The sequence below is a fragment of the Treponema endosymbiont of Eucomonympha sp. genome, from assembly GCF_001028545.1.
In genome coordinates this window covers 1-20,436 of sequence record NZ_BBPW01000747.1, presented here as the reverse complement: position 1 = coordinate 20,436, position 20,436 = coordinate 1, and the positions used below count along the sequence as shown (strand labels likewise).

Genomic DNA, 20,436 nt, shown 5'->3' with positions numbered 1-20,436 from the left:
TGCATTATTTCTTGCGCTTCCTCGGTATAACAACGGGAATTGTATTCGCTTTGACCCGTGCTTCCTGCTGTTTTTTCACCATCTTGTTTATTATGAGTTGTTGGGCAAGCTGCAAAATATTGCTCGTCGTCCAGTAAATCAGCAAGCCTGACGGTGCATTATAAAAGATAAAGAAAAAAATGAGCGGCATTCCGTACATCATCATATTCTTTTGCGTCGCATTCTCGCCGCCTCCTGTCGTCTGCGTCAGCTTCCCGGTAAGCAATTGAGACGCGACATAAATAATCGGAAGTAAATGTAACTGATTCCCTATGCCGAAGGGTATCCAGAAACTGAACGTATATACCGTATCGGCTATCGATAAATCCGGTATCCAGCATGGAATAAACATTGAGCCGCGAAATTCAAAATAGTTATTGAACAAGTTATACATAGCGATGATGATAGGGAATTGAATCAGTAGCGGGAAACAGCCGGACACCGGATTATAGCCAGTCGCTTTATAAAACTTCGATAGTTCTATGTTTAGCTTTTGTGGGTTATCTTTGTATCTTGCTTGAATTTCCTGCATCTTCGGCTGGATTTCTTGCATCTTCAGCGCAGACATAGAACTTTTCCGCGTGAGCGGATAGAGCGCTGCTTTAATAAGAAATGTCATTACGATAATGCTGGCGCCCCAGTTCGGTATACCTTTATAGATGATTCCCATGCACCATTTGAGAATCGTTTCGAGCCACGCCAGTACGCCGCTTGACGAAAGGCTTTCGTTCAGCCGGAGCTCGGAAAGCTTCCACGCATTGCTTTCGGCGTTGTTGTATACTTTGAGCGTCTTTTCGGTGAGCGGACCAACATAAATGTGATAACTATCGGCAATGTTTTTGGTGCGCATTGGTACACGGCGGATAAAAAGCTGTGCGTTCGGATAGTCGCCTGCGTCGATTTGGGCAGAATAGATAACGCCCTGCGTTTGCGTCGTTTTTGCTGGAACAACCAGCAGCGCAAAGTATTTTCCGCCGATGCCCGTCCACGTATACGCATTGTCTAATTCAAGCTGCTTGCCAAAAGAAAACAGGCGCTTCAGCCGACTTGCATTGTCGTATTCTTTTGCCTGTCCTGCGCTCACGAAGTCTTTTTTCTTTTTTTGCCCGTTGAACGACATAAACGTCCGTATGTCATAGCGGTTTTTTGGGTCGTAATGCGGTCCAATCTGCGGAGATGTTCTTAGCGTATACGCGGCAGAATCCCCTAGCGAAATCTCGTCTGCGACGCTAGTCATGCTGATATCCAGCCGGAATACATAGTCGTCTGGTATAAACGTGTATTGTTTCGCAAGCAAAAAGGGCGTTTCGGTGTTGTCCGCGTTTCTTACGGCAAAGCGTTTGGTAAAAACAATTGAATCGTTGCCGCTTTTCTTTGCTGAAAAAAGCTCGTCGATGATAGCGTCTGCTCTGCCGAACGAAAGCGCAAACGCGCGGTTGGAAACCGACACGTTATCCGCCATTTCAATGCCTTCGTCTCCGTCTTTGTGGTCGAGCAGTTTGTAGCTCACCACGTCCCCGCCGCGGTTGGTAAACGTTACCGCAACTTTTTTGGTCGTAATGGTATACGTTTGTTCTGCAATCGCTTCTGTTTCAGCCGCCGGAATGACCGAGGGTACTTTCGGCTCATTGCGAGGCGCCGCTATCGGTTCCGCGACTGCTGCGCCCTGTTCGCCGCCCACCGCTTTCTCCCTCGTCTGAGGAGGAAACAGGGTTGTTTGGATAATCATAAAAACGATAAGCACCGCCGCAGAAAGCGCAATAGCGATTACCGTGTTTTTTTCTGGCATTACAATGAACTCCTCAGTATAGAAAACCGCGCTTCCAGCGCTCCGTGTCTTTACGGGGGGGGGTCATACCCGCCGCGCCGAAACGGGTTGCAGCGTATAATCCGCCGCAGCCCTAAGAAGCACCCCCTCGCCGCGCCGTATTTTTGCACCGCCTCATGCGTATAGGCGGAGCACGTCGGATAAAACCGGCAGCTTTGCGGGAATAAGGGCGAAATGTATGACTGGTAAAACCGAATCAGCAGGCAGCAGAAACGGGCGCTGTATTTCATGCGTTGAACAAGCCGGCTTTTTTGCACAGCAGACGGAACTGTTCGTGCCTGACGTGAAACGTATCGTTCCCCGGATAGACGAGCAGCAGCAAATCGTATCCGCGCTTGAGTTCCGCCCTCGTCAGGCGGTAGACTTCTCGTCCGAGCCGCTTGGCTTTGTTCCGCTGCACGGCATTCCCGTATTTGCGTTTAAGTGTAAAGCAAATCCTGTTTATCTCCTGCCCATTTTGCAGGCTGAACAGTTTGGCTCCGTCAACCCGCACCTGCCTGCCTTTCCTGTACAATGTTTGTATGGCGTCGGAACTCCCTATCCGCTCGCTGCAGGTGAAGGGTCCCGTCTTTACATACACCTGCCTGCGCTGCATGACGGCACACTAGTACGGCTTTTTCTCGTCCGAAACAGTAAGCTTGCGGCGCCCCTTTGCCCGGCGCCGCTTCAGTATCAGTCTGCCTCCGCGGGTTGCCATTCGCGCGCGGAATCCGAATTTCCTGTTGCGTTTCACCCTGCTCGGCTGGTATGTCCGTTTCATTACACAAACTCCTCTCTCGGGCAAGGACAGAGCTGTCCTTACGTTTCAAAACGTGGCACTTAATCTAGCATATTGCGCGCGTACTGGTCAATTACGCCCGGTGAAGGCGGCGGCTCATGCCAGCGTATATGGCTAGAGAAGGCAAACGCGCTTGCGGCGTTCGGCAAGCAACAGTATCAGAGCGGCTGACAGCATAGTATCAGGGTATCTGATACCACAGTATCAGGGAACCTGATGGGGAGCGTTCCCTGCCGGAATAGGGAGAGTCTCTCCATTACAAGCGGGGCTGAAGCCTCTGTGCCGCAAGTCTTACCCGCATCGCGCACGGTCAGAGTTTGCCGCAGAACGGAGGCGTACGGCGCGTGGAAGCAAGGCATAGAGGCGGAAGGGAAGCGCGGTTATGCGCCCCGTTCCAGCTTCAACGTCAGTGTGGGCTGGTCGCACACCTCGCTCGGACCGAAGTACTGAACCGGGCCGGGAAACACATAGCTCGTGGTGAGCGCCCAGTCGCCGCGGGCGGCGGCAAAAGCCTTGAACGGCTTGCCGTCGAGCGCAACGAGCGCCTTTTTAATCACCGGCTTCTGCTCGCCGTGCCGCTTTTCCATATTCATCAGCGCGGTGAGCGGAATGCCCCCCGCCGTCCACTGGTCAGCGGGGGCGGCGAGGTTCCGCACCGACGACAGGTAGCCGGTAAGCCCGCTCGCAACCAGCATGAACGCGGTGAAGCCGAGCGAATAGCAGTAGTCCGCGTCGAAGTTCGACGGGAACGCGCAGCGCCCCTCGTAGCCGAAGAAGTGCGTGTACGCGCTGAAGCTTCCTTTGTACGCACCTGCCCGTTTCATCTCGCCGAGCTTTTGCTCCACCGCGAGCGCGAGCAGCTTTTCGGTGTCGATTCGGGACACCTGCACGTTGCCGTGCGGGTCGCGGTCGGCGAGGAACTGCGCCGCAATCGCGGCGGGAATCGACTTAAACGTCGCAAGCGACGGCGCGGATAGGTTCTTCTCCAGCCACGCATCCTTCGCCGCAAAGCCCGAAAGCGCGTCGAACGCCGCCGCATGCTTCGCCATTGCGTCGTTCAGCTCGGCAATGAGGTGCTTGATTTCGGGGACGAACTCGACCAGCCCCTCCGGTATCAGCGCCACGCCGAAGTTTTCGCCCCGCTCGGCGCGCCGCGCGACGACCGTGGCGATATCCGAGACGATGTGCGCCAGTGTCATCTGCTTGGCTTCCACCTCTTCGGAAATCAGGCAGACGTGCGGGTGCGTCTGCAAGGCGCATTCGAGCGCGATATGGCTCGCCGAACGCCCCATAAGCTTGACGAAATGCCAGTACTTCTTCGAGCTGTTCGTGTCGCGCTCAAGGTTGCCGATAAGTTCCGCGTAGGTCTTCGTCGCCGTGTCGAAGCCGAAGCTGATTTCTATCTGCTCGCTCTTCAGGTCGCCGTCTATCGTCTTCGGCACGCCGACGACGCGCGTCTGTATGCCCGCGCCCGCGAAATGCTCGGCGAGGAGCGCCGCGTTCGTGTTGGAATCGTCGCCGCCGACGATGACCACCGCGTCGAGACCGAGCTTTTCCGCCGTAGCGACGCTGGCGGCTATCTGCTCCTTCGTCTCAATCTTCGTGCGCCCCGACCCGATTATGTCGAAGCCGCCGGTATTGCGGTATGCGTCGATGACGCCGCCCGTGAGTTCCGTATAGTCTGCGTTGACCAAACCCGCCGGACCGTTCAGAAAGCCGAAAAGCCGCGAATCCTTGTTGCCCTTCTTCAGCCCGTCGAACAGCCCCGCGACCACGTTGTGCCCGCCCGGCGCCTGTCCGCCCGAAAGCACCACGCCGACGGCGAGCTTTGTGCCCGCGCCGGGGTTGCTGCCCTTTTTGAAGACGGCGGCGGGTTTGCCGTAGGTTTTGGCGAAGAGCTTTTGCAGTTCCGCTTCGTCGCGCTCCGCCTTCGTTGCCCCGCCGAATTCAACGGCGATATTCGCCGGCTCGTCCCGCAGCGCCGCGGGGAGTTTCGGTTTGTACGCATACCGCGCGCGCTGCAATGCTGAAATGTCTGCCATAGTCTGTGCCTCCGGTTATAAATGCCGCATTGTAGCGTTTTTGCGGGCGCAAGGCAACGGCGATACCCGTGCGTAGCACGGGTATCGTTCGAGTTTCTTGAGGAAACTCGACATAAAATGGCAGCATATAGGCAAGCCGACTGGGACTATCGCAGGGGGAACGGGTAACGCATATATTTATAGAAGACAAATGCAATACCGGCTTTGCCGAGCGCGGCGGACGAGCGGCTGTTGATAGGGCAGAGGCGGGCGGTCTGTAGGGTAACGCGCAGCAGAACGGCAGCGAATTGACAGGGAAGGAGTAAGAGATTACGGTATAGGTGCTTCGACTGCCAAAGCGGTCTATCTACGGAAGCAGGAGGGGAGGCGGAAACGCCTTTCCTTCCTTTTTTATGCCCGGAAGGTCGCCCGTTTTTGCAGGCGCCTCATGCTGCCGCTTGCAGGGGTTCGACACTACCGCTTGCATGAGGTCGACACTAGCCCTTGCAGGGGATCGCCGCAAATTCGGCGTAGGGGTAAACGGTACGGCAAATCCCGCTCGGCAGCCCCGCACGCGAAAATCGCCAGCCTGTGCGCGTTGATTATTAGCGGGAAAAGTGCGATAGTGTGGGGCATGAGCGAAAGCATAACTGACATAATGTCCCGTCTGGCGCTCCAGATAGGATTTATGGTATTCGCCGTGCGCTGCTGCGGCAACCTGGTAAAGAAAATCGGCATTCCGTCGGTGCTGGGCGAACTGCTGGCGGGCGTCATCATCGGGCCGTATGCGCTCGGCGGCGTCGCGCTGCCGGGGTTCCCGCAGGGCATATTCCCGTTCAACACACCGACCCTCGCGGTCAGCCCCGAACTCTACAGCTTCGCCATGGTCGCCTCGATTATCCTCCTGTTCGCCTCCGGGCTGGAGACCGACTTCACGCTTTTCCTCCGGTATTCCGTCGCGGGCGGCATTGTCGGCATAGGCGGCGTGGCGGCTTCGTTCGGGCTGGGCGCGCTTGCCGGCACGTTCATCACGGGCGAATCCTTCCTCAGCGCGCCGTGCCTCTTTCTGGGAATCATGTCTACGGCAACCTCTGTCGGAATCACCGCCCGAATCCTCTCCGACCAGAAGAAAATGGACTCGCCCGAAGGCGTTACCACACTCGCCGCCGCGGTGTTCGACGACGTGCTCGGAATCATCCTGCTCGCGATAGTCATCGGTGTCATATCAGTGCTTGATACCCCCGAAGACGGCGTCAGCGCGGGGGAAATCATCCCGATTGCGGCAAAGGCGCTGGGCATCTGGCTCGGCTCCACCGCGCTGGGGCTGGTGTTCGCCAAGCGAATCGCCGGCTTCCTGAAGCTGTTCCGGCACCCGTATGATTTTTCGATATGCGCGCTCGGAATCGCGTTCATCCTGGCGGGCGTCTTTGAAAAGCAGGGGCTGGCTATGATTATCGGCGCGTATGTGACGGGGCTGTCGCTCTCCGGCACGGACATTGCGGCGGTCATCGGGGAGCGCATACGCGGCTTGTACGAGTTTTTCGTGCCGCTCTTCTTCGCGGTCATGGGCATGATGGTCAACGTGGGGTCGCTCCTGTCGGCGCAAACCGCCGTATTCGGCTTGCTCTATACGCTGTCCGCGGTGCTGGCGAAAGTCCTCGGCTGCGGGCTGCCGACGCTGGCGCTCGGCTTCAACCTGCGCGGCGCGCTCCGAATCGGCACCGGCATGATTCCGCGCGGGGAAGTGGCGCTGATCATCGCCGGAATCGGAATCACCGCCGGAATCCTTAACGAACAGCTCTTCGGCGTGGTGATTATGATGACGCTGATTACGACGATCGTCGCGCCGCCGCTGCTGAGCCTCTGCCTGAAGCTGCCCGCCGCGGCACGAAAGCCGAAGTCAAAGCTTCCGGCGCCGTAACGCTCGAATGGGACTTCGGCTCTGACGAAATCGCCGACCTTGTGGTAGCCGCGCTGGTCAGGGATTTGAAGCGCGAGGGCTTCTATGTGCAGACGATGAACTCCGACGAAGGGCTTTCGTATGCGCGGAAAGGGGACATTTCGTTCACCATTACCGAAAAACGGGCGGACGAGAGCCTCTCGTTAAGGCGGACGAGAGCCTCTCGTAAGGGCGGACGAGAGCCTCTCGTTAGGGCGGACGAGAGCCTCTCGTTAGGGCGGACGAGAGCCTCTCGCAGGGGCAGACGAGAGCTTCCCGCACCGGCGCGGGTTACTATCGAGACCAGCGAAGGCTACAGCGGGCTTGCGAAGATGTTCGTCTACGAGATTGTGCTCAGGCTGAACGACGCGGTCAGCGCCCTGCGGAAGGAGAGCGACGCGCTCGCGCTGAAGGCGGAAATCCTAGACGGCGGCACCCGCGGCGACCCCGAACTGCTGAAGTTCCTGTCGCCGTCCACCGTCTGCCTCGACGTGCAGGGCGACACGAAGAAAACCGTTTTGAAGGAACTCGTCGCGCTGCTGGCGAATTCCGTCGCCGTGCGGAACGAGCAGCAGGTGCTCGACGACGTGTTTGCCCGCGAAAAGACTATGAGCACCGGCATGCAGCGCGGAATCGCGCTCCCCCACGCGAGGTCGGACGGCGTGTCCGCGCCCGTCATCGCCGTCGGAATCAGGAAGGCGGGGGTCGATTTCGACTCTCTGGACGGCGAGAAGTCGAAGCTGTTCGTGCTGATTGTGTCTCCGCGCCACGCCGAAGCGCCCCACCTTGAGCTTCTGGCGGCGTGCGGCAGCATGCTGCACCGCAAAGCCGTGTCGGAGGAGATTCTGAGCGCGGAAACGGGCGAGCAGGTGCTGGAGATTATCAGGCGTTCTTCCAAAAAATAAGGGCGGCTTTCTGACGCATGACGGGCAAGCCGAAACGCCTGCTTTCCGTTTGGGCGGGATTTTATGCGGAGTTCTCGCGCTATGCCCAGACTGACCCGATCGCTGTCTCCGATACGGCTCGGCAGCGGTTTTGTGTCGCTGCGTCCGAGCCTGCTTGAAAAAACAGGCGCTTTGCGCTATGGTTTCAGCGCGTGCCGACAGAGCAAGGAGCGAACATGAACGAGCAGGCAAAGTCGATTTTGGAATGCAGCAAGCGGCTGGCGGCTCTTGAGCAGCAATGCCGCGAGGCGGAAGCGCGCCTCGGCTTCGCGCTGTTCGCGGGCAGCGAAAACGCGGCGGCGGGGAGCGAGACATTCCGCGTGCGGGAGCAGGAAAAAGAAGCGCTGGAGAGCCTGTTTGCCGACGTAGAACGCCTGAGCGCGGAGCTGAGAGCAAAAAACGCGCGGCTCCGCGACGTCCGTCAGACGATCAGGGAGCGGAGCGCGCGGCGGGACGCCGCATACGAACCGCTCGGACGGGCGCTTCTGGAGGACGCGGGCGGCGATTTTTCCGGCTACCTAGCGGCTATTCCCGCCGAAATCGACGCGCTGACAGCCCGCGCCGAGACCGCCGAAGCCGAACTGCAGAGCATTCGGGACAAGGCGGCGCGGCAGACCCTTTTCGGCAAAGCGCTGTCCCTCGCCAAGCTCGGCTCAAAACAGACCGCGCTTCAGCTTCTGAAGCGGCAGATAGCGAAGACCTATCTCAAAGCGGGTTATACCGCCTTTTCCAGCGCAGAGTTCAAAGATTTGGCGGAACGCGAAGCTCTTCCCGCCGGCATTCGGGCTGCCTTCGGCGAATGCGCCGCGCTGGAGCGCGACATAGCCGGAATCGACGCCGAAGCGTCGTCGCTCGACGCCGAGTTAGCCGAAATCACGGCGGAACTGAAAGCGGCAGGGGTAACCGTGTCCGCCATGCTCCGGCTGAACGGCATAAAGAAGGAAATCGCGCAGAAAGCGGACGAGCAGCAGTCGCTCGCGGCAAAGGCGGGCAAACAGTTCGCCGACGCGCGCTTCTCCGCCTCCGGAGAGGCGCTGCCTGAGGCGGGCGACTGGTCGATTTCGACCGAGGCTGAGCCGCTGATAGGCGAACTGCAAAGACTGCGGGCGGAAGCGGCGAGTGTCCGCAATGAAATCGCTCTGCTCAATCTGACCGCCCGGCTCGAAGGCTGCGACAAGGATATCGAGGCGCGCCGCGGGAGCGTCTCCGCAAACGCCGCGAAAATCGAGCGTCTGCAAGCCGAAAACGCGAAGCTTTCGGCGGAAGAAGACGCGCTGGCGGGCACGCGGGAATCCTTGCTCGCCGAACGCGCCGAGCTTGAGCGGCGCACGTTTTAGCCGCCGCGGCATAGGCTTATGCACAAACGGCTTTGACTTTAATTCAAGGCGTGCGCCTTAAAGCCAGAGTTTTGGCGCAGAGCCGGAATGCCGTCGGCATAAACCGGCAGGGGAGTGCCGTATCAGGCGCTCTGATACTATGCTGTCAGCCATACTGATACCGTAGTATCAGAGGTCCTGATATTGTAGTGTCAGCACTCCTGATACCATAGTGTCAGGCACCCTGATAGCGCGGTATCAGCCGTCATGGGACTGGGAGCGGCGCATGACCGAAGTTCCTGATTTGACGCGCCATTCCCGCGCGTGTTATATTGGGCTTCAGCTTATCGGAGAGGATTTTGGCGCATACGAGGCAATACAAACAGAGAGAGAAAGCAGCGGCGGCAGCGCTGGCGGGGCTGTTCGCGCGGTGCTGTTCCGCCGCGGGGCGCGAGGGCGAAAGGGCAGGGCGGTTTTTAACCCGCAGAATCACGGTGATGCTCGTCCCCCATTCGCAAAGCCGCGCAGTCAGCGTGCAGACAAACGCGTTCGCGCTGTTCGCGGGCGGCGTCCTATGTGTCGCGCTCGTGTCGTCGTTTTTCTATTTTAACCGAGGCGCTGCGTGGCGAAACAGCGAAATCGCCCGGCTCGCGCGCGAAAACCGCGAAATGCGCGCCAGCATTGACGGACTGCGGGGAGAAAATGCCGCGCTCCTGCAAACGGCGGCGCGGTTTCAGTCCGCGCTGTCGAAATCCCTGTCGCAGGCGGGGATAACGGACGGGACAGTCGATTCCGCTCCGCTGGGGGGCGGCATATCCGGACTGTTCCGCGCAGGGACTGCCGCGCTCGGCTTGGGGCGCAAGCCCGCCGAAATCCGAACGCTTACCGCATATCTGGAAAACGCGATTCAGCCGGTCGAGCAGTTTGGACGCGCACTCGCGCTTCACGGCGCGCTGCTTTCCGACATTCCCAGCGTGTGGCCCATAAAGAACGGGCTAGGGTATATGTCTATGAAGTTCGGTCGGAACACCCACCCGGTTACCGGTATTCTTTATCTCCACAAAGGGCTTGATATCTCCACCCATAGGCGCGGCGACCCGATTACCGCGACCGCGAACGGGCAGGTCGTGAACGTCGGCAACAACAGCTGGTTCGGCAATTATATCCTTATCGAGCATAAATACGGTTTTCAAACGCTGTATGCGCATATGGATACGGTGCGGGCGGCAAAGGGGCAAAACGTCTCCCAAAGGGACATCATCGGTACTATCGGCGAAACCGGGCTTGCGGTCGGTCCCCACCTGCATTACGAAGTGCATATCGGCTCGGATATCGTCGACCCGGAACCGTATGTCAGCATTAAGCCGGAGCGGTAGAATGTTTGCCAAACGGGTTCGGGACGACGATACGCCCCTCAATACGATTATCGGACAAGGGACGGTCATCGACGGCGACCTGCGGGTTTCCGGCTTTGTCCGCGTCGACGGCGATATTACCGGCAACATTGAAGCGACCGGCACCGTCATCGTGAACGAAAAAGCCCGCGTCACGGGAAATATCCGCGCGAAATCCGCGCTCGTCGGCGGGACGGTCAAAGGGAATATCGAGGCGGCGGAGCGGATTCAGCTCTTTGCAACGGCGTCGGTCGCCGGGGACTTGCTGACGCGCCGTATTGAGGTTGCCGCAAACGCGGTGTTCAACGGGCACTGCATTGCGCTGAGGGATTTGGGCATCTACGACGCCGCGCTCGCGCTCCGGAAAAACGCGCCCGCCGCAGTTGGCTGCGGCTGAAATCGGTACGGATAAGCTACCGCCGTATTGCTGGAGACCGTCGGCGGAAAACACGTCAACGGCGGATTTTGCGGCGTAAAACCACCGATTTATCATCATTCTTCCGAAATGCTGGACATGGTGTCTTGCCGCATTCTGCAAGGCGGCAGAAACACAGCGACACCTTTCGCTCTGAGCAACAAGCGAAAGGCGTGAATTGCTTGCTGGCAAATATGTCACTATGCCTAAACGTATCGGCAAAGATTGACGAAATCACCAGCATTCGACAGGGTTTATTGTGGTAGAAGAAACATTTGAAAAGAAGATAGGCGAGGCGCTCGAAAAGAATGTGCCCACGCCGGAAGAAGGCGAAAAATCAGCCGAAGACGGCTCGCCGCCTTCTCCAAAGCCGCTACTGTACCGCCTGAAATTGGATTATTCTGGCGAAAACGTATACGCATGGTCACCGGACGAGACGGTGTTTGAACCAGGCGCTTTCGTCGTCATTCCGACCCGATACGGCGTGGATGCTGCCTGTGTGATTTGCTCGACGAAGATGCCATCCTGCGTAAAACATGAAGATATCGTTATTGTCAGACGGCGGCTGAGCGACGCCGATATGCAAAAACGCGAAACACTGAAAACAAAAGCAACGGCGGCAGGGAAGATTTTTCAGGAAAAAACGGCACAGTATAATCTTATCATGAAACTGGTCTCCGCGCATCATCTATTCGATGAACTGAAATTGCTCTTCCTTTTTAATGCCGATACGCGTATTGATTTCCGCGAGCTGGTAAAAGACCTGACAACGGCTTTGCGGACGCGGGTTGAGCTGTGGCAAATCAGCGCACGCGACGAAACGCGGATAATCGGCGGAGTTGGAATGTGCGGGCGTTCGTTTTGTTGTTGCGCGATTTCAAACAAACTGAATCCAGTTTCCATTCGCATGGCAAAAGCACAAAACCTTTCGCTCTTTTCGGGGACGTGCGATAAACTGCGGTGCTGTCTGTCGCATGAGTATGAATGGTATGAAAAGGCTCGCTCGAAGCTGCCGCCGGAAGGCTTGCGCCTTAATTACGACGGCACCAATTTCCGCATTGCCGAGATAAACCTCGTCAAGCAGACGATACAAATGCGCGGCGAAGACGGGCGGGTCTTGGAGGTGCCGTCAAAACGCTTTGTTCGGGACGACAATGTGTGGGCTATCCGGTAGTACGGAAATAACGAATTGCGCAATCCTTGCCGCGGCTCGGTTTTACGGACGAATCAAAAACGCTTTCAAACGTTTGCACGGTTGGTCGGATAAAACAATTTGAAAAACTGTTCGCACTGTTGTTCCAATTTTTCTGCTACAGTCATCGGATAGTTGTCAACCCATTCGTATGCACGGCTATATTTTCTCTGGTTTGTATGCTACACTTATTATTGTAATCATATTTTTTCGATATTATTATGGCATTAATATCTTGCAAAATTCAGAGGGCGTATATTTGGCATTCATTACGGTGAATAATGCGATTCTTGCCGTAACACCAAACATTGTTTCTCAGCGAGAACTATAAAATTTACCGAAAATATGCTGTTTTAAGCGAGATATACGAAAAAGAGAACGATATGGAAATGACATTTCGTTGGTTTGGCGAAGGATTTGACGCCGTAATGCTCAAACAAATCAGGCAGATTCCGGGTGTTACCGGAGTCATCGCAACGCTGTACGACAGCGTTGCCGGCGAAGCTTGGGACGCACAAAAGGTGCGGGCACTCAAAGAAACGGTGGAACATGCAGGACTACATATCGCCGGCATTGAAAGCGTCAACGTCCACGATGCCATAAAAATCGGCTCGCCGGAGCGCGACCAGTATATTGAAAACTATATCAAGACACTTGAAGTTTTGGGCAAAGAGCATATCAGTCTGATTTGTTATAATTTTATGCCGGTGTTTGACTGGACGCGGAGCGACCTTGCCAAAGCGCGTCCAGACGGGTCAACCGTGCTTTCGTATGACCAGAGTGTTATCGACGCAATTGACCCCGAAAAGCTGTTCGCGTCGGTCGACTCGAAATCGAACGGCTTTGTGTTGCCCGGCTGGGAGTCGGAACGTCTGTCAAAAATAAAAGATTTGTTTGCCGCATACAAAGGCGTAGACGAAGCGAAGTTGTTTGCGAATCTAGTCTACTTTTTAAAAGCTATTATGCCAACATGCAAAAAATACGGCATTAAAATGGCGATTCACCCCGATGACCCTGCATGGTCCGTGTTCGGTTTGCCGCGCATCATTACTGGAAAAGACGCCGTACTGAAGATGCTGAAGGCGGTGGATAACCCGCTGAACGGGCTAACGCTTTGTACTGGTTCGTTCGGCTCAAACCCCAAAAACGATATTCCTAGTATTATTTACGCCTGCAAGGAACGTATCCACTTTGCACATATACGAAATTTGCGGCACTGGTCTCCGGGCAAATTCGAGGAAGCTGCACACCTTTCGTCGGACGGTTCGTTTGATATGTACGCAATTATGAAAGCACTGTATGATTCAGGTTTTAACGGACCAATCCGCCCAGATCACGGGCGTGCGATTTGGGGCGAGGTTGCCATGCCGGGATACGGTTTATATGACAGGGCGTTGGGTGCCGTCTATTTGCAGGGATTATGGGAAGCGATTTCCAAAGCAAAATAGCGTAAAAATTCGGCTATATTGTAAAGTTTATTATAGTAGACAGAACATTTATTATAAGAAGAAAACGTTTTATAAACGTATTGCCGTTCATACGGTATCTTAAAAAAAATTCGGAAATCGGTCTCATCCGGTGCGTATCAAGCAAAATGCTATAAAAACTTTCATCGAATAACGATAAGTTTGTAAAAAGGACGAACATTGGTGCGGTTATACACAACAGTGCAGGAAGTCTGAAACATGAGTAAACACGCCGTCTATCTTATTATCTTAACGCAGATAAGCATTTTACCGTTTTTCGCACAAACTTATGTGTCGGTGCCTGTCGGAGACGCGGTGTACCGCATTTTGGAACACGCGGAACTGCGCGGCTTATGCGCTCCCCTGCCCCGCGTTAAGCCGTATACCCGTGCAGCGGTGTTGTCTGCTATCGGCGAAATTTTATCCGCCGAGACGGACGCTCGCTTTCCGCTCACCGAGGCAGAGCGCCGTATTCTGAAAGAGACTGCGGCGAAATACCAAAAATCGGCAGCGGGGCTTGCTCTGAACCGTGCCCAATATTACACGGAAACGGATAAAAACATTCATTTATCAGTCGGCATTAATTTTGCGTGGGAGACAGAGTTTTCTAACGCATTTTATTTCGGCAGGAATACGTATGCGTGGGGAACCGACAACTGGCTCACCGGGCGGATACAGGGCGATATGGGGACCCATTTTTCATACGGCTATACTATTGCAGGAGGATTTCTCCGCTCCCCGCGCAAGAAACTCGGCACTTATCACACGTATTACGGGGAAGGCGGCGATAACAATCTGCCGGAAAACCCGAACATACAAGATGAGAACTCGTCAACTACAGACGTTTTAATCACCGCCTATAGTCAGCCGCTCGCGTACTTTCCGTATGCGTACCATAAACGCTGGGAAGGTTTTGTGTATTATCTCGACAATGAATTTTCGAACAGTTCTCAGGAAAAATGGCCCCAGCCGCTGTCTGCCGGCTGGGTAACGCTACCGGAACTGGGCGGTTCGCTCTTAGGCGGACACATTACTTATCGGTGGGGGCGCTTTGAGCGCGAATGGGCAGGCATGACAAACGGCGCAAGCCTCATGCTGAATGCGTCGGCGCAGCCGTTTCTGGCTATGGAAGCAAGCGCAACGCCGTTTGACTGGCTCAGTTTTTCTACGCTAACCGGCATACTTGAATACTATCCTGAAAACGGGCTGAAAGATTCCGCGCGGACAAGCCAAAACGCCTTTTCCGTGTCAATGCTGGAATTCAATTATAAAAACTTCCTGTATATCGACGCGGGAAGCACCGCGATTTGGGCAAAACGTTTCGAATTAGGCTATTTGTTTCCGCTCACAGACAATTTTCTGTATCAGAACAATATCGGCGATTTTGACAATGTGGCGCTTTTTTTTGACGTAAAAGGGCAATATCCCGGCGTCGCTAATCTGTGGTTTTCATTTTTTCTTGACGAAATAAATATCGCCGATAAGCTGGCTATTTTTGAACTGGACCGGGCTATGTACGCATATCAGGCGGGGTCGCTTATCAATATTCCGCGTCTCCCGTTCGCGTCGGCGCGCCTGAGCTATACCAAAATCGAGCCGTATTGCTACACGCACACCAAAGAGTTCCTGCCGTGGTATTATGACTACGCTATGGAACAGGCGTATATCAATAACGGAACGAATTTAGGGCATTACCTGCCGCCTAACTCTGACGAAGTGCTGCTGCGATTTGAGGCGGCGCCGGGAGCGTATACCGGCGTGCACGTTCAGTATCAGATGATTCGGCACGGCGCTGATTTCGGCAGCAAAGCGGTCGACGGAAGCTCTCTGCATTCCGAGCTCGGCGCGAACAGGAGCACGAATCCGGTGCTGAAGAAATATTTTTTGCGTGACGGCGCGTACCAATGGCAGCATGTCGTCAAATTTGGCGCAGACCATACCTATGCAAACGGAAACGCTGTTCCGTTCCAGGTATTCGGCGAAGCCGGCGTCGTATTTTCGTATTTTACCGATATAAACGGAGGCGCAAACCAAGGCGAATCGTCAGAGTATTCGGTGGTCGATACGCGGGAATACCCGAAATCAACGGGAATCATTGCGACGGTCGGCATTCGCATATTTCCGTAAAGACCCGCCCCGCATTTGCCGCGTTCGGCGGCAGCCGAACGTCCGAGTTTTCCGCTATAGGTTTTATCTGTCCGCCGAGTTTCCTCAAGAAACTCGGAACTTGCCCGTAAAGAGAACGCGAAACTCGGCGTAGAAACAACACAAAAACCGGAAGGCATAGGGTTGCCCAAATACGCTCCAGAAGGTATACCTTTTATTTCATAATTGGTACCTTCTACTCCAAAAGGTGTACCTTCTATGCTGAAAGGTACACCTTCTACTCTGAAAGGTATACCTTCTACTCTGAAAGGTATACCTTCTACTCTGAAAGGTACACCTTCTACTCTGAAAGGTATACCTTCTACTCTGAAAGGTATACCTTCTACTCTGAAAGGTATACCTTCTACTCTGAAAGGTATACCTTCTACTCTGAAAGGTATACCTTCTACTCTGAAAGGTATACCTTCTACTCTGAAAGGTATACCTTCTACTCTGAAAGGTGTACCTTCTACTCTGAAAGGTGTACCTTTGGGAACAGAATTGTCCGATTCTGCGATAGAACCGGGCAATTATACGCCCGAGTCTGGTGTTCCCCGCACGAGAAACGCGACCCGCATACACGTTTGTGAGCCTTGCGTTAGAGCCTGTCAGAAGTTTTGTGCAAATAAGGTTATTCGGCTTTTATGCAAGCTTTGCAATTGACGCTGTAATAGCATTCTTCAGGATTGCAAGCCCTGCTTCAATCTGTGCGTCTGTAACTGCCAGCGGGCACAGAAATCGTATCACGTCGCCGAATGTACCGCCTATCGTGCCGGGCTTTACTTTTGCATAGATAGATTCGCCTGCTGTTACCGCGCCCAACGGAATGCCGCCCGCAATAGACTTTGCCATACCGATAATGTCCGGCGGACAGCCCCATTCTGTCCAGTAGTCGGACACAAACATGCGCCCCGAACGCCCAAAACCGATCTGCACTTCGTCAGCAATGAGTAAGATACCGTATCTATCACAGAGCGCGCGTACCGCTTGCACCCACGTTTTGGGCGCGGGGATGAAGCCGTCTTCGCCCTGCGCCAGCTCAACCACAATAGCTGCCGCCTCTTCCGGCGGGCAGGCTTCTTCAAACACCGTTTGCAGGCGGTTCAGGTAATACGCTATTGCTTACATCTCGGTATAACCCTTATGCGCACGGTACAGATAGGGGAATTCCGTACGGTATATGCCGTCGGGAAGCGGCTCCATACCGTGATAATATGCCTTTTTCGCCGTCATCGTACCAGTCAAAAGCGTTCGTCCGTGGAATGCGCCAGAAAACACGATTATGTTCGGTCTCCCCGACGAGCCGCGCGCGATTTTTACTGCGTTCTCAATAGTTTCCGCACCGGAGTTCGTGAACATGGTGCGACGCTTCGTTTCCCTTACCGGCACAAGGGCGTTCAGTTTTTCCGCCAGTGCCACATAGCCTTCATGCGTAACGATATTAGACATGCCGTGAAAGTATCGCTCCGCCTGTTCCTGCACTGCCTTCACTACCTCCGGCATGATGCTCGTCTCTTCGGTTTTTGCCATAAATTTTGATACACGCCTCGCATATTCTTTTTCGCGTACTGTATAGTTTTATAGAACAGCGCATACGGCGGTGGCAATCAGGATATTAGCCGCACAAAAGAACTAAGCGGGATACCACGACACTGTCGTGGACTGTAATCAGACACCCCTTATGGAGGATTTTGACATGTAGAGATATTCTTTTACTATATTCCCGTTTACACTATCTAGAATAGAAGTGCGGGAATCTTGGCGTCATTCTACGTAGCCGAATTATCATTCGTCTGTCCACCTTGCTTTTCAGTAGGATTCGGTAGACAAATTTCACCTTTTCGCAAGTTTTTGCGCAAATTTACAAAAATATATGCCAATTATGTAATATGGATTATACTAACAAAAAATTATTTGACGAGAAAATATCTTTGAAAAGGACGATAGTCGAAAACACCATACCTTGTTACATATAACGACTGACACACAAAAACACCTAATAATTTTCCATGAGCACAAACACACGATTATAGTAGAAGCGCTGTAGAAATTGCAAATTTATAACAGAACAACATAAAAGTAATGCATTAATCATCCTACAAAACATATGCACAAACGGAGTTTGTGCATACAATAGCAAGTTTTAAAAACTTTTACTGTATTTATAAATTTTCTTTTCTGCCCACTGATTCCCTATTCATATTCATACAGAATTTTGACACTATTTCTTACAATATATACATAACCCTTGTCCACGTTGCAAAAGCTTACGAACATTTTTTTCTCTATGTGCTTTAAATATAATTATACCTCTTATGCATTCGCCTCAGAATTTTTTTTATCAGATTTTTTTTCATTTGCTTCTTCTTTTTGAAATTTATAATCAATCAATTCAAGAAATACTACATTCGCAACATCTCCTTTGCGAAAACCGAATTTCAATACATGAGTATATCCACCTTGTCGCTCTTTCATACGCTGTCCGATAACAACAAACAATTTTACCAAGATAACTTTATCTTGAATATATCGTGCTACAATCCGTCGGTTATGCATAGAATCAATTTTACTACGAGTTATCAGCTTTTCAGCAATTTTCCGTACTTCCAAAGCTTTTGCTTTTGTCGTCATAATTCGTTCATATCGAAAGAGTGACGTTACCATATTTCGAAACATTGCTCTTTGATGTGCGCTATTACGTGAAAGCGGATTAAATCCATTTTTATGATTCATTTAACTTTTTCCCTTTACTTAAGAAAATTATCGAGTTTTTAAGATAACTATAATCAGTCATACCGAATGACAAATCCCATTCCTGTAGTTTTTGAATAATTTCATCAAGACTTTTTTTTCCAAAATTACGAGTTTTTATCATATCGTCTTCAGTTTTTTTAGTCAATTCGCCGATCGTGTGAATATTCGCGTTCCGCAAACAGTTTGACGAACGTGCTGAAATCTCAAGCTCGTTAACAGGTGCACTAAGTACTTGACGAATGATTTCATCAAATTCGTCAACACCTTTGCTATTTAATAATAAGTTTTCCTTAAAGGAGGTAAAAATTGCAAAGTGGTCTTTTGCAATTTTTGCAGCTTCGGCTAAAGCGTTGTCTGGTGCAATTGTTCCATCCGTCCATATTTCTAAAATCAATTTGTCATAATCATTTCGCTGACCAACTCTGCATGGCTCAATAGTATACTTAACTCTAGGAATCGGAGTGAAAATTGCATCTATTGGAATAACACCGATCACACCAGTGTAACACGTATTCGCATCAGATGGAACATACCCGCGCCCTAAATCAATTTGAATTTCAAAATCAACACGTGCATTCTCCATCATAGTAAAAATCGTTGTTTTTTTTGTGAGTATCTCAAGCTGCCCCTCACGAGTAAACAATTCACTCGTTACCACACAAGGACCCTGAAACTCAAATAGAAACGTATTTTCTACAATATTATCTGTCAATTTTACCCGCATCTGTTTTAAGTTGTTCAGTACTTCTACGGTATCTTCCACAATATTCGGAATCATATCAAATTCACTTGAAACAACAAGTGGAACACCGTCTGCATCGTAAGTGGTAATCCGAACAGACGTAATTGCATATCCTTGAATCGATGATAACAATATTCGTCTAAGCGTGTTACCCATCGTAGTTCCAAAACCTGGTTCAAATGGATACGCAATAAACTTACCGTAATCTGAAGAGAGACCAGTGTGTTCGAAGAAAATACTTTGTGGCATTTTAAATCCCTTGAGTAGATTTTCACGCAACGTCAGAACTCCTTATTTTGAATAGAGCTCAACTACAAGTTGCTCTTTAATATCAATAAGGTCACTCACTTCTTCCCGTCGCGGATTAGAAACAAACACCCCTCTCTGGGTACCAGTGTCCAATTGAATCCACGATACTACATTTGATTTTGAAATTTCGTCCAAAGAATCAATAATATTCTTTATTTTTTTACTACATTCTCGTATCTCGAGAACATCACCGGGTTTCACCAGATAGCTAGAAATATTCACTTGTTTACCGTTCACTAGTATATGCCCATGAGAGACTAATTGTCGTCCTGCAGCACGACTTGGAGCAAAACACATTCGATAAACAACGTTATCAAGACGACTTTCTAAAAGTGTAACCAAATTATCGCCTGTAACACCAGACATATGGCGTGCGCGTTCATAGAAAAGGCGAAACTGTTTTTCAAGCATATTATATATATGCTTGATTTTTTGCTTTTCTCGAAGCTGGATATCGTATTCAGTTCTTTTTTTTGCATGAGTTTTCGAATCTTTTCCCGGTACACTATGCCGTTGATTTAAAGCACATTTATCGCTTCTACAACGCATTCCTTTTAAGAAAATTTTTTTTTGTTCACTTCTACACAACCTGCAAACCGGTCCGGTATATCGTGCCATACAAGAAACTCCTTACATTCGCCGTGTTTTTTTGGGACGGCAACCATTATGAGGGATAGGAGTAATATCAATGATAGATTTCACTTTTAACCCCATTGCACCAATAGAACGAACCGCTGATTCACGCCCTATACCAGGACCTTTCAAAAACACATGAACTTCTTTTAATCCATAACTTGTTACTTTTTGTACCGCCATTTCCATAACCGATTGTGCGGCGAACGGGGTTGATTTTTTCGCGCCGCGAAATTGTAGTTTGCCAGATGATGCCCATGATAATGCATTGCCTTGCAAATCGGTTATTGTTATTATTGTGTTATTGAAAGATGCTTGAATATAAACATTCCCCTCATATACACTTTTTTTTTCTTTTCGTTTTTTTGTAACTACCATGATAATCTCTCTGTTTTATATTTTTTTCTTGCCAGCAACGGTCTTTTTTTTACCTTTTCGAGTACGCGCATTCGTATTCGTCCGTTGCCCACGCACTGGTAAACCCTTTCGGTGTCGAAGTCCGCGATAACAACCGATATCCA

The 20,436-nt window shown here is 51.9% G+C and carries 20 protein-coding genes and 1 pseudogene; 10 read left to right on the top strand and 11 right to left on the bottom strand.

Annotated features, from left to right (window positions below; translation table 11 throughout):
* Positions 1–4: 4 nt before the first annotated feature.
* The 5 genes from yidC to AWU74_RS08920 all read right to left on the bottom strand — a co-directional run bounded on the left by yidC (position 5) and on the right by AWU74_RS08920 (position 4,687).
* Entirely contained in the window at positions 5–1,828 is a 1,824-nt protein-coding gene (gene yidC / locus AWU74_RS08940; protein ID WP_062328935.1) for a membrane protein insertase YidC, read from the bottom strand.
* 50 nt (positions 1,829–1,878) lie between these two features.
* The gene (gene yidD, locus AWU74_RS08935; protein ID WP_062328932.1) at positions 1,879–2,097 is read right to left on the bottom strand and encodes a membrane protein insertion efficiency factor YidD; all 219 of its coding nucleotides are present in this window, start codon (positions 2,095–2,097) and stop codon (positions 1,879–1,881) included.
* A complete protein-coding gene (rnpA, locus tag AWU74_RS08930) occupies positions 2,094–2,462 on the bottom strand; it encodes a ribonuclease P protein component (RefSeq protein WP_062328929.1) in 369 nt (122 codons plus the stop codon). The genes yidD and rnpA overlap by 4 nt, the downstream gene beginning before the upstream one ends.
* A gap of 9 nt (positions 2,463–2,471) precedes the next feature.
* Positions 2,472–2,627 (bottom strand): 50S ribosomal protein L34, encoded by a 156-nt coding sequence (gene rpmH, locus AWU74_RS08925; RefSeq protein WP_059369920.1) that lies wholly within the window; start codon positions 2,625–2,627, stop codon positions 2,472–2,474.
* A 398-nt stretch (positions 2,628–3,025) separates the two neighbouring features.
* Positions 3,026–4,687, bottom strand: coding sequence for a diphosphate--fructose-6-phosphate 1-phosphotransferase (locus AWU74_RS08920; RefSeq protein WP_062328926.1), 1,662 nt, complete (start codon positions 4,685–4,687; stop codon positions 3,026–3,028).
* 613 nt (positions 4,688–5,300) lie between these two features.
* Between AWU74_RS08920 and AWU74_RS08915 the strand changes: the two genes are divergently transcribed.
* The 10 genes from AWU74_RS08915 (at position 5,301) to AWU74_RS11135 (ending at position 16,140) form a co-directional block, all read left to right on the top strand.
* Positions 5,301–6,587 carry a cation:proton antiporter gene (locus tag AWU74_RS08915; protein ID WP_238580301.1) on the top strand — a complete coding sequence of 429 codons (1,287 nt, stop codon included), beginning with the start codon at positions 5,301–5,303 and terminating at the stop codon, positions 6,585–6,587.
* A 41-nt stretch (positions 6,588–6,628) separates the two neighbouring features.
* Positions 6,629–7,510 carry a PTS sugar transporter subunit IIA gene (locus tag AWU74_RS13045; RefSeq protein ID WP_238580300.1) on the top strand — a complete coding sequence of 294 codons (882 nt, stop codon included), beginning with the start codon at positions 6,629–6,631 and terminating at the stop codon, positions 7,508–7,510.
* Between the two features lie 17 nt (positions 7,511–7,527).
* Positions 7,528–7,668, top strand: a complete 141-nt coding sequence (locus AWU74_RS12360) for a hypothetical protein (RefSeq protein ID WP_187151000.1) — start codon at positions 7,528–7,530, stop codon at positions 7,666–7,668.
* 57 nt (positions 7,669–7,725) lie between these two features.
* Positions 7,726–8,886 carry a coiled-coil domain-containing protein gene (locus tag AWU74_RS08910; RefSeq protein WP_062328924.1) on the top strand — a complete coding sequence of 387 codons (1,161 nt, stop codon included), beginning with the start codon at positions 7,726–7,728 and terminating at the stop codon, positions 8,884–8,886.
* A 338-nt stretch (positions 8,887–9,224) separates the two neighbouring features.
* Positions 9,225–10,241, top strand: a complete 1,017-nt coding sequence (locus AWU74_RS08905) for a M23 family metallopeptidase (protein ID WP_062328921.1) — start codon at positions 9,225–9,227, stop codon at positions 10,239–10,241.
* On the top strand, positions 10,216–10,656 hold the full coding sequence (locus AWU74_RS08900; RefSeq protein WP_238580299.1) for a bactofilin family protein: 441 nt from the start codon (positions 10,216–10,218) through the stop codon (positions 10,654–10,656). Before AWU74_RS08905 ends, AWU74_RS08900 begins: the two co-directional genes overlap by 26 nt.
* Positions 10,657–10,933: 277 nt before the next feature.
* Positions 10,934–11,848, top strand: coding sequence for a PSP1 domain-containing protein (locus AWU74_RS08895; protein WP_062328914.1), 915 nt, complete (start codon positions 10,934–10,936; stop codon positions 11,846–11,848).
* A 401-nt stretch (positions 11,849–12,249) separates the two neighbouring features.
* Positions 12,250–13,314: a mannonate dehydratase gene (gene uxuA / locus AWU74_RS08890; protein ID WP_062328958.1), complete on the top strand. Its 1,065-nt coding sequence runs from the start codon at positions 12,250–12,252 to the stop codon at positions 13,312–13,314.
* 237 nt (positions 13,315–13,551) lie between these two features.
* Positions 13,552–15,459 carry a hypothetical protein gene (locus tag AWU74_RS08880; RefSeq protein ID WP_062328912.1) on the top strand — a complete coding sequence of 636 codons (1,908 nt, stop codon included), beginning with the start codon at positions 13,552–13,554 and terminating at the stop codon, positions 15,457–15,459.
* Between the two features lie 204 nt (positions 15,460–15,663).
* Positions 15,664–16,140, top strand: coding sequence for a hypothetical protein (locus tag AWU74_RS11135; RefSeq protein ID WP_162505153.1), 477 nt, complete (start codon positions 15,664–15,666; stop codon positions 16,138–16,140).
* Here the strand turns inward: AWU74_RS11135 and AWU74_RS13040 are convergent.
* The 6 genes and pseudogenes from AWU74_RS13040 to rpsM all read right to left on the bottom strand — a co-directional run.
* A pseudogene (locus AWU74_RS13040) lies at positions 16,120–16,980 on the bottom strand (aspartate aminotransferase family protein). The gene AWU74_RS11135 and the pseudogene AWU74_RS13040 sit on opposite strands and share 21 nt — an antisense overlap.
* Before the next feature lie 810 nt (positions 16,981–17,790).
* A complete protein-coding gene (gene rplQ / locus AWU74_RS08865) occupies positions 17,791–18,210 on the bottom strand; it encodes a 50S ribosomal protein L17 (protein ID WP_062328906.1) in 420 nt (139 codons plus the stop codon).
* A complete protein-coding gene (locus AWU74_RS08860) occupies positions 18,200–19,252 on the bottom strand; it encodes a DNA-directed RNA polymerase subunit alpha (protein ID WP_282955529.1) in 1,053 nt (350 codons plus the stop codon). The genes rplQ and AWU74_RS08860 overlap by 11 nt, the downstream gene beginning before the upstream one ends.
* Positions 19,253–19,264: 12 nt before the next feature.
* Entirely contained in the window at positions 19,265–19,900 is a 636-nt protein-coding gene (rpsD, locus tag AWU74_RS08855; RefSeq protein ID WP_062328903.1) for a 30S ribosomal protein S4, read from the bottom strand.
* A 12-nt stretch (positions 19,901–19,912) separates the two neighbouring features.
* Entirely contained in the window at positions 19,913–20,293 is a 381-nt protein-coding gene (rpsK, locus tag AWU74_RS08850) for a 30S ribosomal protein S11 (RefSeq protein ID WP_062328901.1), read from the bottom strand.
* 15 nt (positions 20,294–20,308) lie between these two features.
* Positions 20,309–20,436 (bottom strand): 30S ribosomal protein S13 (gene rpsM, locus AWU74_RS11125; protein ID WP_162505152.1); only part of this gene is annotated, 128 nt, incomplete at its 5' end.

Excerpts from the sequence above, each read along its gene's own strand:
- yidC (WP_062328935.1), bottom strand. The coding sequence starts at position 1,828 with ATGCCAGAAAAAAACACGGTAATCGCTATTGCGCTTTCTGCGGCGGTG.
- yidD (WP_062328932.1), bottom strand. The coding sequence starts at position 2,097 with ATGAAATACAGCGCCCGTTTCTGCTGCCTGCTGATTCGGTTTTACCAG.
- rnpA (WP_062328929.1), bottom strand. The coding sequence starts at position 2,462 with ATGCAGCGCAGGCAGGTGTATGTAAAGACGGGACCCTTCACCTGCAGC.
- rpmH (WP_059369920.1), bottom strand. The coding sequence starts at position 2,627 with ATGAAACGGACATACCAGCCGAGCAGGGTGAAACGCAACAGGAAATTC.
- AWU74_RS08920 (WP_062328926.1), bottom strand. The coding sequence starts at position 4,687 with ATGGCAGACATTTCAGCATTGCAGCGCGCGCGGTATGCGTACAAACCG.
- AWU74_RS08915 (WP_238580301.1), top strand. The coding sequence starts at position 5,301 with ATGAGCGAAAGCATAACTGACATAATGTCCCGTCTGGCGCTCCAGATA.
- AWU74_RS12360 (WP_187151000.1), top strand. The coding sequence starts at position 7,528 with ATGACGGGCAAGCCGAAACGCCTGCTTTCCGTTTGGGCGGGATTTTAT.
- AWU74_RS08910 (WP_062328924.1), top strand. The coding sequence starts at position 7,726 with ATGAACGAGCAGGCAAAGTCGATTTTGGAATGCAGCAAGCGGCTGGCG.
- AWU74_RS08900 (WP_238580299.1), top strand. The coding sequence starts at position 10,216 with ATGTCAGCATTAAGCCGGAGCGGTAGAATGTTTGCCAAACGGGTTCGG.
- uxuA (WP_062328958.1), top strand. The coding sequence starts at position 12,250 with ATGGAAATGACATTTCGTTGGTTTGGCGAAGGATTTGACGCCGTAATG.
- AWU74_RS08880 (WP_062328912.1), top strand. The coding sequence starts at position 13,552 with ATGAGTAAACACGCCGTCTATCTTATTATCTTAACGCAGATAAGCATT.
- rplQ (WP_062328906.1), bottom strand. The coding sequence starts at position 18,210 with ATGAATCATAAAAATGGATTTAATCCGCTTTCACGTAATAGCGCACAT.
- rpsD (WP_062328903.1), bottom strand. The coding sequence starts at position 19,900 with ATGGCACGATATACCGGACCGGTTTGCAGGTTGTGTAGAAGTGAACAA.
- rpsK (WP_062328901.1), bottom strand. The coding sequence starts at position 20,293 with ATGGTAGTTACAAAAAAACGAAAAGAAAAAAAAAGTGTATATGAGGGG.